This is a genomic window from Microcoleus sp. Pol12B4 (assembly GCF_036701385.1).
Taxonomy (GTDB): Bacteria; Cyanobacteriota; Cyanobacteriia; order Cyanobacteriales; family Microcoleaceae; genus Microcoleus.
The window spans coordinates 52,231-67,905 of record NZ_JAUBQR010000003.1; the positions used below are offsets into that span (position 1 = coordinate 52,231).

At 46.8% G+C, this 15,675-nt stretch carries 10 protein-coding genes and 1 pseudogene; 6 read left to right on the forward strand and 5 right to left on the reverse strand.

Translation table 11 applies throughout. The features are described from left to right. A partial coding sequence (locus tag QUA38_RS01210; RefSeq protein WP_333158488.1) for a Calx-beta domain-containing protein occupies nt 1-3,539 on the forward strand: 3,539 nt, incomplete at its 5' end. Between the two features lie 142 nt (nt 3,540-3,681). Here QUA38_RS01210 and QUA38_RS01215 read toward each other — a convergent pair. Beyond that, nucleotides 3,682-3,987 carry a GNAT family N-acetyltransferase gene (locus tag QUA38_RS01215; protein WP_333158490.1) on the reverse strand — a complete coding sequence of 102 codons (306 nt, stop codon included), beginning with the start codon at nt 3,985-3,987 and terminating at the stop codon, nt 3,682-3,684. Between the two features lie 62 nt (nt 3,988-4,049). Between QUA38_RS01215 and QUA38_RS01220 the strand changes: the two are divergent. Further along, a pseudogene (locus QUA38_RS01220) lies at nt 4,050-5,112 on the forward strand (IS630 family transposase). A gap of 6 nt (nt 5,113-5,118) precedes the next feature. Here the strand turns inward: QUA38_RS01220 and QUA38_RS01225 are convergent. After that, entirely contained in the window at nt 5,119-5,796 is a 678-nt protein-coding gene (locus tag QUA38_RS01225; RefSeq protein ID WP_333158492.1) for a hypothetical protein, read from the reverse strand. Between the two features lie 708 nt (nt 5,797-6,504). Here QUA38_RS01225 and pap point away from each other — a divergent pair. Together pap and QUA38_RS01235 are read left to right on the forward strand one after the other, a co-directional pair. Beyond that, complete coding sequence (pap, locus tag QUA38_RS01230; protein WP_333158494.1) at nt 6,505-7,992, forward strand: polyphosphate:AMP phosphotransferase; 1,488 nt, start codon at nt 6,505-6,507, stop codon at nt 7,990-7,992. Nucleotides 7,993-8,239: 247 nt separating this feature from the next. Beyond that, nucleotides 8,240-9,343: a YdcF family protein gene (locus QUA38_RS01235; RefSeq protein ID WP_333158496.1), complete on the forward strand. Its 1,104-nt coding sequence runs from the start codon at nt 8,240-8,242 to the stop codon at nt 9,341-9,343. Here QUA38_RS01235 and QUA38_RS01240 read toward each other — a convergent pair. Beyond that, entirely contained in the window at nt 9,340-9,684 is a 345-nt protein-coding gene (locus QUA38_RS01240; RefSeq protein WP_333158497.1) for a hypothetical protein, read from the reverse strand. The genes QUA38_RS01235 and QUA38_RS01240 overlap by 4 nt on opposite strands. A 449-nt stretch (nt 9,685-10,133) precedes the next feature. On the opposite strand from QUA38_RS01240, the gene glsA reads away from it, so the two are divergent. Next, on the forward strand, nt 10,134-11,060 hold the full coding sequence (gene glsA / locus QUA38_RS01245) for a glutaminase A (RefSeq protein ID WP_333158498.1): 927 nt from the start codon (nt 10,134-10,136) through the stop codon (nt 11,058-11,060). Nucleotides 11,061-11,253: 193 nt separating this feature from the next. Here glsA and QUA38_RS01250 read toward each other — a convergent pair whose 3' ends face one another. Together QUA38_RS01250 and QUA38_RS01255 are read right to left on the reverse strand one after the other, a co-directional pair. Continuing rightward, nucleotides 11,254-13,068 (reverse strand): adenylate/guanylate cyclase domain-containing protein, encoded by a 1,815-nt coding sequence (locus QUA38_RS01250; RefSeq protein ID WP_333158499.1) that lies wholly within the window; start codon nt 13,066-13,068, stop codon nt 11,254-11,256. Nucleotides 13,069-13,637: 569 nt separating this feature from the next. Continuing rightward, nucleotides 13,638-14,744: a FecR family protein gene (locus tag QUA38_RS01255; protein WP_333158501.1), complete on the reverse strand. Its 1,107-nt coding sequence runs from the start codon at nt 14,742-14,744 to the stop codon at nt 13,638-13,640. A gap of 670 nt (nt 14,745-15,414) precedes the next feature. Here QUA38_RS01255 and petP point away from each other — a divergent pair. After that, a complete protein-coding gene (gene petP / locus QUA38_RS01260; protein ID WP_172186826.1) occupies nt 15,415-15,615 on the forward strand; it encodes a cytochrome b6f subunit PetP in 201 nt (66 codons plus the stop codon). The last annotated feature ends 60 nt before the right edge of the window (nt 15,616-15,675 follow it).

A 15,675-nucleotide genomic window follows, 5' to 3' on the forward strand; every position in this document is an offset into this window, starting at 1 on the left:
CTGGCGACTACAACCTCAGCGGCACAACCATCACCATTCCCAGCGGACAAACTACAGGAACAGTTACATTTACAGTTGTCGATGATGCGTTAATTGAAGGAAGCGAAACTGCAACTCTAACTATCAGCACTCCTACGGCGGGGATAGTGTTGGGAACAACCACTACTCAAGATATTGCGATTACTGACAACGACTTCCCCACCGTCAACCTCTCAGTTACTCCCACCACCGGCAGCGAAGCCGGAACAACCAGCATCACTGTCACAGCCACCGCCGCCGCACCTGTAGTCGGCGACCAAACCGTTGACTTCGCCTTAACTGGAGTTGCCACGGCTGCTGATTTCACAGGCACAATTCCCACCACAATTACCATCGCTAATGGGACAAGCAGCGGACAAGTCACCTTCACCATTAACAACGACCAAATCGCCGAAATTGAGGAAACTGCCAACTTAACTATTAGCAATCTATCGGCAGGCCTTCAATTAGGAACCACCACCACAGGTAGTTTCACCATCACCGACAACGACACCGCTGGCTTTGATCTCCTCCCGATTAGCGGCAATACCAGCGAATTCGCAGGTCAAGCTACGTTTGATATCCGCTTAACCAGCCAACCCAGCGCCGATGTCATCATTGGCTTAACCAGCAACAACACCGCAGAAGGCACGGTTTTACCCGCTAACCTGACATTTAATTCCACCAATTGGAACGCTTATCAAACCGCCACCATCACGGGTGTAGACGATGCGGTGATTGACGGTGATATTGCCTACCAAATTATCACCACTGCCGATACCACCACCGCCGACACAAACTATAACAATCTCAACCCAGCAGATGTCACTGTCACCAACACAGACAACGACTCTCCAGGCGTTACCGTCACTCAATCTGCTGGCAGTACCGAAGTAACAGAAGGGGGAATTACCGATTCTTATACCCTACAATTGAACACCCTCCCCACCAGCAATGTTGACGTTACCGTGACAGCGGATACTCAAGCAGAAGTTAGCCTAGATGGAACGAATTTTGCTGCCACGCAACTTCTAACCTTCACAAATGTTAATGGCCAAACTCCTCAAACTGTCACTGTTCGTGCTGTTGATGACACCCTACCGGAAAACAACCATACCGGTGCACTAACCCACGCAATTACCAACAGTACAGATCCCAATTATCCAACAACAGTGGCGATCGGGCCTGTGAATGCACCGATTACCGATAACGATATTACTTACAGCGTCGTAGGCAGTACCGCCACTGTGACTGAGGGAAATAGCGGTACTCAAACGGTAAGTTTCACCGTTACCCGCACCGGAGAAACGAACCAAAGTAGCAGCATTGATTTTAGTTTTGGGGGAACAGCAACCGCTGGCGTCGATTACAATAACGCCATTGTTACCGGAACCGGAGTTACCGCCACTGGCAGTACGGTTACTTTTGCTGCCAATGCTACCATAGCAACAATCGCAGTGGCCGTTGTGGGCGATCGAATTACCGAACCTAACGAAACCCTAGCACTCACTCTGAGCAACGCCACTGCCCCAGGAACTGCTAACATTATTGGTTCTCCAATAACCACCACGATTCAAGACGATGATATTGCGGGAATTTCTATCACTCCTACCAGCGGTTTAACAACCACAGAAGCAGGGGGAACTGCTACTTTTACGGTAGTTCTAGATACTCAGCCTACAGCAGATGTGACGATTGGGATGACCTCTGATAATACGGCTGAAGGTACTGTAGATAAACCGAGTTTAACCTTCACGAATGCTAACTGGAATACTCCCCAAACCGTCACCGTTACAGGAATAGATGACTTAGTAGAAGATGGGAATGTTGCTTACAATATTGTCACCGCTGCTACCAGTACCGATACTAATTACAGCGGTGTTAATGCCGATGATGTCGCAGTTACTAATACTGACAACGACAGCAAAGGCATCACCGTCACTCCTACCAGCGGTTTAACAACCACAGAAGCAGGGGGAACTGCTACTTTTACGGTAGTTCTAGATAGCCAGCCTACAGCAGATGTCAGCATCGGAACGACTTCAAATAATACGGCTGAAGGTACTGTAGATAAACCGAGTTTAACCTTCACGTCGGCTAACTGGAATACTCCCCAAACCGTCACCGTTACCGGAATAGATGAATCAGTAGTAGATGGGAATGTTGCTTACAACATTGTCACTGCTGCTGCTACCAGTACCGATACTAATTACAGTAGTGTTAATGCCGATGATGTCGCAGTTACTAATACTGACAATGACACCGCACCGACACCGACACCGATACCCACACCCACACCCGCACCGATACCCGCGCCAACACCCACACCCACACCCGCACCAATCTATGGGGAAACACCCACACCAACACCCACACCCGCACCAATCCCTGGGGAAACACCAACACCCACACCCGCGCCAATCTTTGGGGAAACACCAACACCCACACCCACACCAACACCCGCACCAATCCCTGGGGAAACACCCACACCCACACCCGTACCCACACCCGTACCAATCTCTGCACCAACCCCTGCACCAACCCCTGCACCAACCCCTGCAGAAACACCGACGCCAACACCATCGGTAACGCCAACACCAACAACCAACAACATCCCTAACGATGACTGCATCTGCGATGACCTTGCCTATCCCAACTTAAACCAACCCAATGCAGTTGAAAACACCATACTTGGTGTATCGGGAATTCAAATAGGCACTGCCCAAAACGATGAGTTTGTCGGCACTAACAACGGCAATATCTTCGATGCCAAATCCGGGAATGACAACTTATATGGTGGAGCCAGCAACGACATCTTTAATGGTAACCAAGGCAATGACTTCATCACCGGAGGCAAAGGTGACGACATCCTCTATGGAGATGAAGGAAACGACATCGTTCTTGGCGAATTGGGCAACGATTTAATCTTCGGAGGCAAAGCCAATGACTTGTTACATGGCCGCGAAGGTAATGACATCATTCTTGGTGATAAAGATGATGATTTCATCGATGGTGGCAAGGATAATGACACCTTATATGGAGGCAAAGGTAACGACATAATGCTTGGTAGTCTAGGGGATGACTACTTGTTTGGACAGTTAGATTCCGATACTATCTGCGGCGGTGTAGGTAATGACTTAATCAGTGGTAACGAAGCAGCAGATATCCTGGGAGGATGTGAAGGAAATGATACTCTTTATGGAGGGGAAGATAATGATACTCTCCTGGGAGGAAAAGGCTCTGATATCCTTTACGGAGACTTAGGCAATGATAGTTTGATTGGCGGTAGCGCTAACGATATCTTTGTCTTAAAAGCTGGTCAAGGATTTGACCGAATCGCTGATTTTACCATCGGTCAAGACTTGATTGGATTAAGCGGAGGTTTGAGTTTTGGTCAGTTAGCAATAACTCAAAATACTCAGGGAACTCTCATCAAGAATCTCTTGACAGGGGAAGAGTTAGGCGTGATGATTGGAGTGAGTGCCAATGCGATTACATCTGCTAATTTCCTGCTGATTTAGGAAATCAAGAAAAGTACGAGATCCTATTCGACCCAAAAGGGAGCTCGCACTTGACCCAAAAGTCGATCGCCAAGTTCGATCGCAATTGAGAAGCCCGACTTCTGTAAGCCGTCGGGCTTCTCGCCTTCACGACCAACCTTTTCTACACAGTCTTAGCCCACTCGATCCAAGTTTCCATCGGGCGAAAACCCACTGATTTGTAAAGCTTTGTCGCCCCCGTCAAACTGTCAGCATCGACGCTGAGTTTCGCAGTATTTGCACCCGCCGCTTTTAAGGAGTGCAAACCCGCCAGCAGCATCGCTTTTCCTAAACCCATCTTCCGAAAGTCGCGTCGCGTACCCAACAATTCAATCCAACCGTCTTTAGTGCCGTTGCGGACGTTTTTTTGGGGTTTGATTTGACAGTCGCAGAAAGCAGCAAATTTGCGATCGCCCGAAACAGCAATCATATCATGTTCGGTCGATCAACCATGATATAATTAGGAGGAACACCACCCCCATCAAATAAAGAATGCCAAAACGAATTAAGATCGCACCTCATCTGAGTCCAGAAGAGCTACAAGCTCGTTTCCGTCAAGCTAAAACAACCACCCAGGCTCATCATTACCAGATTATTTGGCTGTTAGCCATGGGAAAAACCACCGCAGAAGTGATGGCAGTGACAGGTTATAGTCGTGGTTGGATTTATGAATTAGTCGGGGGCTACAATCATTTAGGACCTGAATCCCTCGGAGATAAACGTTGCAAAAATAGCGATTGTGACCCTCTGCTGAATGATGTGGAACAAGCTCAATTGTGGCAAGTCTTACAGCAGCCACCCCCCGATGGCGGGCTGTGGAATGGTCGTAAAGTGGCGGACTGGATGAGTGAACTCAAGGGTGAAAAAGTCGGTCGTCAAAGAGGGTGGGAATATCTCAAGTCCATGAAGTTTCGATTGAGAGTTCCTCGTCCAGAACATCAGGAATCAGATCTTCTCGAACAAGAGGAATGGAAAAAAAAATCTGCGTCGGTTCGTCTTGAAAATCAAGAAGGAGAACCCTTCAAGCGACGTAGAAGTCTGGTCAATGGACGAACATAGGCTCGGATTGAAACCTGTTTTGAGGCGGGAATGGGTGGATGAGTTTAGTAATGCCACGGCTGTTGTTAATTGGCGGTTTCAATGGTTGTGGTTATATGGTTTTGTGCATCCGAGTTCAGGAGAAACATATTGGTGGATACTGCCATTTGTCAACAGCCAGCTTTTCGAGCGAGTTTTAGAAGATTTTGCCAGACATTGGAAAGTAGGACCGAAAAAAAGAGTCGTTTTAATCGTAGACGGAGCCGGATGGCATTTAAGTGAAAGCGTGAAAATTCCCGACGGCATACATTTGTATTGTCTGCCTTCACACTCGCCGGAACTCCAACCAGCAGAAAGACTGTGGCCACTGACAAATGAACCGATAGCCAATCGCTGTTTTAAAAACTTAGATGAATTAGAAGCAGTTTTATTTGAGCGATGTCGAAAACTGTTAAATCTCAAACAGTTAATCAGTGGTTTGACTCATTTCTATTGGTGGCCGGAGGCAAAAGCTTAATCATGGTTAATTAACCGGACATAATATCAAATCTAATTCCGGCTGATAATTCGCATCTTGCATCCAGTAGCGCACGCTTTCCGCAGTTAAATCGTGGTGATTCCAGTGATCGATAAATGACTGGTTGAACATCTCTACCCAGGGTTGGATGTCTTCTTCCCCTGATACGTGTGTCAGCGCAAAATCTGCGGGAAATTCGGGTGTTGGTATGGGTTCGGCGAGGGATCGGGCCATTGTCCAAAAATAGCGATCGACCTCAAAGCCCTGTTTTTTTAACAGCATGATTTCATCTGTTTTATCCTCCCTGCTGTAGGTACGCAATTTCGCGGGCAAATTCCGTTCTTTCGCCACTTCGCGCAGCCGCTTTTCTCCCCACTTAATTATGTCTTTTTCTAAACCTTCGCTACGTAGATTGGGATGCACGTAAAACCAGAGACAAGCGTCAATTTCAGCCGGAGAATCGGGCAGATCTAGGAGGGACAAGCCGATTAGTTTGTAATTACCATCTTCCCACAACTGCACGTCGCGGGCTTGGTCGAGTTTAGGTGCATCAAGTATTAGCTTGAGTTCAGTTGCTGAGACTTCTTCGCCGAGTCTATCCACTGCTTCACAAGCATCGATTAAATTTGCGATCGCGCACCAGTCAGTTTCGCCCTTGTAGGAGCGTGTTGTCAAGATATTCATAAAAAACTTGCAATCCGTAATTTCGGACTGTTCCTCTTAATTGGTATGGGCAAACAAGTACAGTGAATTTCTTGCAAAAATCCAAGTTTTTGGTTATTAACCGCAAATGAGCGCGGATAAACGCGGATGTAATGCAGATTTATTGTGGTGTCGATAAAACTCAGAAACCTGTTTATATCACCCAGGCTTTCATGTTTTATCTCATAGCACAATCATAAAAATTGGTTTGCCCTTTTGGGCTAATTTTGTAGGTAAGTTTATGGCTGGATGTCGATGAGTCGCGCTCTCTTTCGTTACCAAGCTTGGTGCCTAAGTAACTATTGTTGGAATAAAGTTTCTACAGCTAAGTAAAGAAGTTGTCACCCCCACCGGGTAGTTGATTTTTACTTTTGCTCTCTTTTACACTAAATCATTTTTCAGGGATTTTTGGCTCCTCCGGTTAACTCGCCCGATCGGGGGAGGGGAAAAGTTGAACTTATTTAAAAGTTACCTATTTCAACTATAACCTGAGCCGTTTTTTTTTGCAAGTTGGAAATTGAGGGAATCTTGGTAGTATTAACTATGCTGCCATTTGAAGGCAGGAGCGATCGCGCTTTTAACCAGCCGTAACTGTAATTTTTATAACGTTTTTCCCGGAGTTGAGGATTTAATTTTATCCAAACGTTAAACTAACGTTAAACAGTTTTCTCAGATTTATATGAGGTAAATATGCTCGACAACCTCGATTTAGATATCTCCCTGGATAAAGAAACCTACGAGGCAAAGATAGAAATTTTAATGAAACAGTTGCGATCGCTCCAACTGGCCTGCAGGGAAAAAAAATTGCCCGCAATTATCGTCCTCGAAGGTTGGGCCGCCGCCGGCAAAGGCGCTTTAGTCAAACAAATGGTGTGGTATATGGACCCGCGGGGGTTTGCCGTCCACCCAATTTGGCCACCGTCAGATGCAGAAATGGGCTATCCTTTCCTATGGCGGTTTTGGCAGAAACTCCCCGCCCGCGGCAAAATTGGTTTTTTCTACCACAGTTGGTACACTCACATTTTAGAAGACCGATTGTTCGATCGAGTCTCCGACGCCCAAGTACCCACAGTCATCAGGCAAATCAACGCCTTCGAGCGGCAGATGGTAGATGACGGCGCGGCAATCGCCAAATTTTGGATTCACCTGAGCAAAAAAGAACTCAAGCACCGGCTCAAAAAACTAGAAGACGACACCTTACAAGCTTGGCGAGTGCGGCCCGAAGATTGGAAACAAGCCAAAAAATACGAAGAATATACAACTTTGGCAGAAGAAATGGTAGCCCAAACCGGCACGGGCCCCGCACCTTGGACGCTCGTAGAAGGCGATTGTCAACGGTGGGCGAGAGTCAAAGTTTTAACACAAATGGCAGCGACAATTACAGAAGCCTTAGACAGACTGCCGATGCAATCTGCACCTGTGAAATTGCCACCTCAAGAAAGGTTGCAAGCCACCGAACCTGACGTGCTCGCCCAAGTAGATTTAACTCAATCGCTGTCGCCCGACGAATACAAACAGCAACTTCGCGAACAACAAACCCGTTTTGGCAAACTGCAACAAAGCATTAACGAACAGGAAATCCCCGTATTAGTGCTGTTTGAAGGTTGGGACGCAGCAGGTAAAGGAGGAGCAATCAAACGCTTGACAGACGTATTAGACCCCCGCAGTTACACCGTTAATGCCTTTGGGGCTCCCACAGACGAAGAAAAAGCCCACTCATACCTCTGGCGGTTCTGGCGACGGCTGCCAACGGCGGGTAAAATCAGCATTTGCGATCGTAGTTGGTATGGTAGAGTGCTCGTCGAGCGAGTCGAAGGATTTGCCGCCGAACCCGAATGGCGGCGAGCTTATCAGGAAATCAACGAATTTGAGGAGCAACTTACCAGTTTCGGTTGTGTCTTAGTTAAATTCTGGCTGCACATCAGTCCTGACGAGCAACTAAAGCGGTTTACAGAGCGGCAAAACAATCCATTTAAACAATACAAACTCACCGAGGAAGATTGGCGAAATCGGGAAAAGTGGAATTATTATGAAGTGGCGGTGAATCAAATGATTCAGCGCACCAGCACGCCGCTTGCTCCCTGGACGCTAATTGCGGCCAATAACAAGTATTATGCTCGTGTTAAAGTAATTCAAACGGTAACGGAGGCAATTCGGAATCAACTGAAGCGCCGATAAATTGGGATTGGTGAATCGGTAACAGGTAATGGGGAAAAAAGTAGGCAGAACAAAGCAAGCTTGAATTGTCAATTCCACCTGCGGCGTGCTCGATCCATTACCAATTACCAATCAACCATTACCAGTTATCAATTACCAATTAACTGTCAGCAATCTGTGACTGGAAGTAGCGGGCTTGCACCCTGCAACCAATGGTTGATAGCTGACCGGAAGCGAGCATTAGGATAAATGCGATCGGGCTGCGTTATTGGCGACCGTTAAAAACTCACCGATTCCCGTATTTCCTCCCGCAGTTAAATTCGCGCTCGTTTCCAAAACTTCTGTACTAATTTATGAAGACACAGAATATTGCAAGATGCCAGAACTGTTAGCTCGCATTCTATTTCTATTCCTCCTGTTCTCACTGATCAAATCGTGGTGGGATCAATCAGGGGGCAAAGACAATCCTTTATTAGATCGGCTGCGCGTTTTGCTGCTGATCAGCCTTTTGATTCTAGCTTTTTTTGCACCAGACACCCCGGTCGGAGCAGCGATTTTCGGGCTCATAGCCTTCTTCTTTAAGCCGCTGGGTTTTTCAATCACGCTGCTGGTGATTGCATCCGCGCTGATCACGAACGGAGGCATCCGCAACCCGGCGCCGAGAATGATCCTGGCAGCACTGCTAGTTTTGATCCTTTCGAGTATGCCAGTTGTCGCTTACTGGTTCGCCGAGCAAGCAGAACGGGACGCCGCCGCAGCCGTCCGCACCGTTTGCTGCGACGAAACCGCAGCGGCGATCGTCCTACTGGGCAAGGGAACCACTCAGCCTCACATCCCCAACCGAGTGGCGATTCAACTAACAGATACTGGTAATCGCCTGCCCTATGCTGCCGTTTTGTACAGAAAACAACTAGCACCTATGGTCATCGTTACCGCTGGCCCCAGACCCGAGTTGGAGGGTTATGTTGGCGAAGCGAAGGATATCGAGACTTTGCTGGCAAACAACATGGGCGTGCCGCGCAGCAGTATCGTTCTCGATGATAACGGCAGCAACATACGCACGAGCGCTGAAGAGGTGAGAAAGATACTCGACAGCCGTGGCGCTGCGCGTAAAGTAATCCTGGTAACATCTGCTATTCAGATGCGCCGTGCCAGCCTCGCTTTTGCGAATATGGGAATCCAGGTGATTCCTAGGGCTACCGACTTCTACACTTTTCAACCCACATCAGGAGGGAGATCCAGTAGACTCCGCTTAGACGCGGGAGATTTTTTGCCTAGTGCAGAAGCTTTGGTAACTACGACGCGAGTATTCGATGAATATTTCGGGTCTTTCTATTACTATTTGCGCGGCTGGCAGGCTCCCAGGGCCTAAAGTGGCAAGTTGCTGGTGTTTTTCTTAGGCAACAGCGACTGCTCCCCAGATTGGTTTAACATCTGATGAGAAGAAGACCTTTGTGGGGAGCTGTATTTTTTTCTCATTCCGGCGGGGTCGCCGACAATCAAATTTGCCATGAATGCAAACAATACCCAAAAGATAACTGGCTCCCACTCGGATTTTTTGGGCGGTGCTTCTGGGGTTGTGACAGATTCGACGTTGACTTTTATATCTAGTTTGCCTTCAATTTCTTTGCCTTTGAGAACTCCGTCCTTGCACACACCCTTAAAAATCATGGGAGCGGGTTTTGGTGCTTCTGCTTTCGCTTCATCTGCCATTTTTTTATCCTGGTTTTAGTGAATCCGGTTGGATAGTACATTCTTAAAGGTTCGGGGGTTTTCCGGACAGGATTTGGCGAACTCTGAAAGAATTAAGTTAAATATGTACCCCGCCCCTTACTGGGGCTTAGAAATCACAATCTGAAGGCATTTCAAGCTAGTGCTTGTTTGTTTTGTGTAGCAGCATTGCCTTGAAGCTGCTAATTATCTATCTGGGTGAAGGGAAGGTTTTTATGCAAAGTACAGGTTTTTTATGAAAAATTTATTTTCTCCCGGCGCGCCGAAACGTCAATAGCCTGAAGTTCGAGCTTGGTTTCTGTCGCCCAAGAAACCCGGTTTCTGGTCACAGAGAGCTGAAGTGAAGCAATTCGGTTAATAAACCGGGTTTCTGGCTCAACAGCGCGCCAGGAATCCCAATCTAAAATTTTAAATAATCTAAATAATCGATAGTGCAAATATCCACCAGCAAACTATCTTGCCTGCAACCCGAACAACTGGCAGCTTGGGCAAAAGAGGCAATAAATCGCAGTAAATCCGGTCAAATTCCCGCGTACATACCTCTCCTTGCACAAGCAGATAGACAAGGCTTTGCTGTGCAAATTCGGGAAAGTGACGGTAAAATTTTGAACTGGGGTAGTATTGCTCAAACATTCCCGCTGATGAGTGTAGTCAAGCCCTTAGTGCTGCTTTATTTGCTGTGCCAATTGGGAGAAAAAACGATTTTTGACTGGGTGGGCTGCGAGCCTTCGGAACTGCCTTTCAATTCCTTAACTCAACTCGAAATAGACCAAGGGAAGCCGAGAAATCCGATGATTAATAGCGGGGCGATCGCCCTAGCGTCTTTGATTCCCGGTGAAAATGCTGTGTCGCGCTGTCAAAACTTGCTCGATTGGTTAAATCAACACGCACACAGCCAGTTATTTGTTGACGAGTTAATGCTCGATTCAGTGAAGACAAATCCGAATCAACATAATTGGAACCTCGCCTTGAAAATGGTAGAATCGGGTTATATTCAAAACGCAGAAATTGCTTTAGAAACCTACAATCGCGTCTGCTGTTTGTCGGGAACTGTGGAGGATTTAGCGAAGCTGGGGATGGTTTTGGTAAATAGTGGCGATCGACAAATCGGGGAAAACTGCCGTACTGTCAAAGCACTGATGGCAACTTGCGGTTTGTATGAAGCATCCGCCCGCTTTGCGCTGCGGGTGGGACTACCGGCTAAGTCGGGAGTTAGCGGGGCAATGCTGTCGGTAATTCCGGGTCAAGGTGCGATCGGCTTTTACAGTCCGCCCTTGGATAAAGACGGAAATTCTATCGGTGGGTTATTTCTGTTAGAAAAAATAGCTAAAACTCTGCGACTGAGCGTATTTGATTAGATTAAGAATTACGCACGGGTGGTCAGGGCTTCGACTTCTTCGCTCAACCACCGGGATTTTTTGCGAAAATATTTTGTGAATGCTGGCATAAACTGCCAAAAACCCGGTTTCTTTGGTTTTGATACGTAAGTCCTGAACCAATGCCCAATGCCCAATGCCCAATGCCCAATGCCCAATACCCAATGCTCAATAACTAATGCTTTTCACCCAAAATAGCATAAACCACAGTCTCTTCTTTTTTGCCGCGCAATTGAATGGAGCCTACTTTTTGGCCTTCGTAGCGATCGCGCACGTAAGCAAAGGTCCTCGCCGTCACCAATAAATTAAAAGGACTGTCAGAAACAATTTCCTTATTCATCGCTTCCAATCTAGCAGCAACATTGACAGCATCGCCGATCACAGAATAATTCAAACGCCGGGAACCGCCGACGCTGCCCGCAACTAACTGTCCGGTGTGCAAACCAATACCAAACTTAATTAAAGGTTTGCGTTCACTTCTAAGCTGCTGATTAAGTTGGTGCAGCCGTTCGTGCATAGCAATGCAAGCCGCAACTGCATTCAAAGCATCTTGTTGAATTTGTCGATATTCGGTATGGCAAAAAGGCACCCCAAAAACTGCCATAATTGCATCACCGATGTATTTATCTACAACACCGCCGTGATCCATAATACAGTTAGTCATCGCTTCCAAATAATTGTTCAACCAGGTGAGCAAATCTCGCGGTCGCATTTTTTCTGAAATCGAAGTAAAACTACGAATATCCATAAACAGCACCGTTGCTGTAAGTTCTTGAGGCTCAAGTTCTCCCTGTTCAAATATCTCAGCTTTGCGTTCCCAAATAAGCTGAGCTGTCTCCGGAGCGACGTGCTTTTCAAATAACCTCATCAACTGCTGCTTTTCGTACTGTTCCCGCAGTTGCAAAGCAGTGCCAGCTAAAATGAGAGTGCCGATAGGTGCAGCAATCGGAACCCACCAAAAAAAGAAGCCAAATAGCAAAGCAGCAGCCCCAATCCAAACAACAGGCAAACCGAGAGCGATCGCAATTCTCTCTTGAACACCTCGCTTGTACAGAAGCAAAGCGGTAAGCGGGCCAATCCCCAACAATAACAAAATTTCTACCAGTACCGGCAGCCGCTGCAGCAAGCGTTGATTGAGCAAATTGTCAACCAACGCTGCATATAAATAAACCCCAGCCGTAGTCTTGTTGAGAGGTGAAGATATGGGGTCCAAACCCGTAGCAACTATGCCAACTAAAACTAACTTATTGGTCAGAGCGTCTGCCGGAATTCTACCTTCTACCACATCAACAAAAGCATAGGTAGATAGATTTTCTGTTTTCCCCGGCCAGTTAATCCAAACTTTTTTTTCCTGCTTATTTTTTGGCTGGGGAAGCAATACTGGATCTTCGGGGTTAGCAGCATTGTACCTGTGAGTCATGGCTAAACCGAAATTAGGAATCCCGTTCAGAAAAATTTTTGACTCGCGGCTAATACCGTCGCTATCGGCTTCTTGGCTGATGTGCCCGACACCTGCGGCGGCTGCTTTTAAAGATGCTACGGGTTCTTCTTTGAGGGTTCTAGGGAGTACAACTTTGCCGTTGGTGGCAATTGCCGCGGCTAAAATATCATCTCTAGGGCTTGGGTCGAGGAAAAGAATGTCAAAACCAACGGCTGTGGGGGGGGATTTTTTCAGCGCTTCTAGCAGTTGGGCGTAGCGGTTGCGAGGCCAAGGAAATTGACCGTATTCCTGCAAGGAATGCCGTTCGATCGCAATTACTACAATTCTCTGATCCCATCCCGGATTTGGAAAAAACCCCGATTCTCGAATTTGAAATAGGGTTTTGTATCCCAAATATTCAAGGGGTTTCCACATTCCAAATTGCAGCATGGCGACCGACATTATACCTACTACTGCTCCTGTCATCCAGGGAGGGTTTGTGGCTATATAGTGCCGCAGGCCGAGCAGTTGATTTTGTTTGAGATGATCGATCCATTTTTTGAACTTCATGCAATTAATTTTACGCAATCATTGACATTAGACTTCGACTTTCGAGACGAGTTATATCCATCCTCAATGAGTCGTATTTTTTTTACCCCACCCCAACCCTCCCTCGATCAAGGGGAGGGAGTAAGAAATTCACAAATGATGCGAGGATTACTATATATCAATTCCGGTTGCACTCCTAGGGATTGTTAACTTTTGACAGTTTACTTTTGAGTCGGTATCTAAAAACTGAATGGTTGAGTGTTAACTGTTGACTCAATTTGATTATTTAGATGCAACCGGAACCCCTAGTATAGTCATGAAGTTTTACAATACCGTAATGGCGAAAGGTTAAGGCTAAGTTTCTTTATTTTGACTAATCTGTTGGGCATCTAAATTATATTTGTAGGCGGGCGGGACACCTCACAATAATTGCATTAAACTAGAATTTAATATTTAGACGCGACTGGGCTCACGAAGTTTCACCGCGAAATGCTTCGCCCCTATACGAAATAATCAACTCAAATAAGACTTACGATCTAACTTACTTCCTCAGAGACTGCCCGCGCACTTTACTTGCGACGATAGGTTGTTTAGGGAACTGCGAGGCTATAATGCCGTTCTGTGATTGACGGGCCTCGGACTACGATTTTGAGACGGCGGCTTGGAGGTAAAATTCCTTGGATTTTGAAGTTGCCCTTTCGATCGATCTTAATCGCTTCGTCGTTAACATAAATTAAGTCGATCGGGTTAATTTGACCGCTGAGGCGATAGATATTGCCGCTGAATCTCACCAAACGGCGGACTTTGAATTGAGCTAGGCGAGGGCTCGCTGAGGGCGTCACGGGTGAGGTTTGAGGGAAAATAGTCGTGGCGTTGCCGCCGTTGACAACTACTTCCGAGTCGCTGCTGCTGGATACTACGACTGCACCTTCAATAGTTTCGACTGCGGTTTTGCCGTTGCCGACGCTGACGCCAAAGGAGGTGCCGCGGACTCCGGCAACGCCTTCTGGGGTTTCAACCCTGACTGGGGCGGTTTTGGCAGAACTTTTTTGTTGAGCAATTTGACTGGATTTGCCGAGTCCGCTGAAGGTATTGAGGGCGACTATTTGGTTTGGGGGGATAATTGTTGAGGTGTTGGCTGCGCGAGTTGTCGCAGCAGTTTTGCCGATCGACAACCTGACTCGCCCCCTGCTGACAAAAATGGCTGTGTCTTTTTCGCCACCTGCACTGCTTGACAAATTGGATATTCTAACTGCGGTTTTTTCGCCAACTTCCACGGTGCCAACGTTATTGTCGATGCCTAAACGGGCTGTGGAATTGGGGCCGGTGATGATTTCGTCTCCGGGGGCGAGTAGCCGATCGCCCACAACCGCTGGCCGCCCTTTAAAGCTGACTGTACCGCGAATTTCTTCTATTTCGAGCGATCGCGCGCCCGTTGTTGCCTGAGCGTTTATCGTCTCTGCTGGGGATGAATTCGCCGCCACTGTTGCCGGATTTTTTGGAGAGTTTGAGTCGGTTGGCAGTGCTAGCGGTCGATCTACTGAGATAATTTTAGTAGCGTTCGACGGCTGTGTGGGGGATGGAGAGAGCGGACTGGCGATCGTCGCACGACCAACCGGCAGACAGGCGAACACAGCTAACGACAAACTTAGGAGCGGAATTTGGGTCGAGCGCCCACAGGTAAAAACTTTATTCATAATTTCAATTTTGTCATATTGAAGTTTCTAGACTTCCTTTCCTGTATCAGACACCCTAAATCCGGCAATCGTTCGACTTTTTATGCTGTAACACAGCAGCAAAAATAAACTTTATCAGCCTAAAATTTTAGCATTAAATCTTTTTTTTATTGTCAGATTGTAGTAAACTGTTACAACATGACCGTTTACTACAATCTGACCTTCGGAAAATTTTACAATCCAGACTCCAAGTGCTTTACAGCATTGATGTTAGCCAATGTCAACGTTAGAAATAGAAGATTTATATATAGCAAACATAAAATTAATTACTGCTTCTGAATGTCTTTTGGCTTCTTCCGGAAGGATGACTAATTGAAAATAAATCCTGTAGTTGTGGCAATTAATAAAAAGATTGTTTTTGCGAAGGGATAAAAAATAATTATCTCCGTGGTGTGCGAGGCTCTGGAAGTTGAGCTTGCCGCTGTGTAACCTGATGAGGCAAACCCAAGCGAATCCGGGTAGACCATCGACCAACCGCGACTAGAATAACGTTGTTTAGGGAAAGTTGGTAAAAATTTCGAGGGAAAATCATAGCGAGCGATCGCCTGCTGGCGTTGCTGTTCCGAAGTAGACGCCAAACTGTAAAATGGACGGTTGTATATAGGTTATATAGAGCAGGAGAACAATTTCAGTGGCAATAGAAGTAGGTCAGAGAGTGAAGGTGCGCCGTCTCAGAGATCGGATACCTGCAAATATAGTGGGCAAGATAAAGGAGAATCCCGTAGGCACTGTTGACGGATTCAGAATGGTTGACGGTAGCGGAGTAGGTGTGGTTGTCAAGTTTGACGGTTTTGCGACTTGGTTTTTTGAAGATGAGCTAGAACCCGTTTAACAGATGTAGAAGGAAGAAGGAAGAAGGAAGAAGGAAGAAGGAAGAGGAAAAATTTTCCCA

Bases quoted from the DNA above. Each gene is read 5' to 3' on its own strand.
- QUA38_RS01215 (WP_333158490.1), bottom strand. From the start codon at position 3,987: ATGATTGCTGTTTCGGGCGATCGCAAATTTGCTGCTTTCTGCGACTGT.
- QUA38_RS01225 (WP_333158492.1), bottom strand. From the start codon at position 5,796: ATGAATATCTTGACAACACGCTCCTACAAGGGCGAAACTGACTGGTGC.
- pap (WP_333158494.1), top strand. From the start codon at position 6,505: ATGCTCGACAACCTCGATTTAGATATCTCCCTGGATAAAGAAACCTAC.
- QUA38_RS01240 (WP_333158497.1), bottom strand. From the start codon at position 9,684: ATGGCAGATGAAGCGAAAGCAGAAGCACCAAAACCCGCTCCCATGATT.
- QUA38_RS01250 (WP_333158499.1), bottom strand. From the start codon at position 13,068: ATGAAGTTCAAAAAATGGATCGATCATCTCAAACAAAATCAACTGCTC.
- QUA38_RS01255 (WP_333158501.1), bottom strand. From the start codon at position 14,744: ATGAATAAAGTTTTTACCTGTGGGCGCTCGACCCAAATTCCGCTCCTA.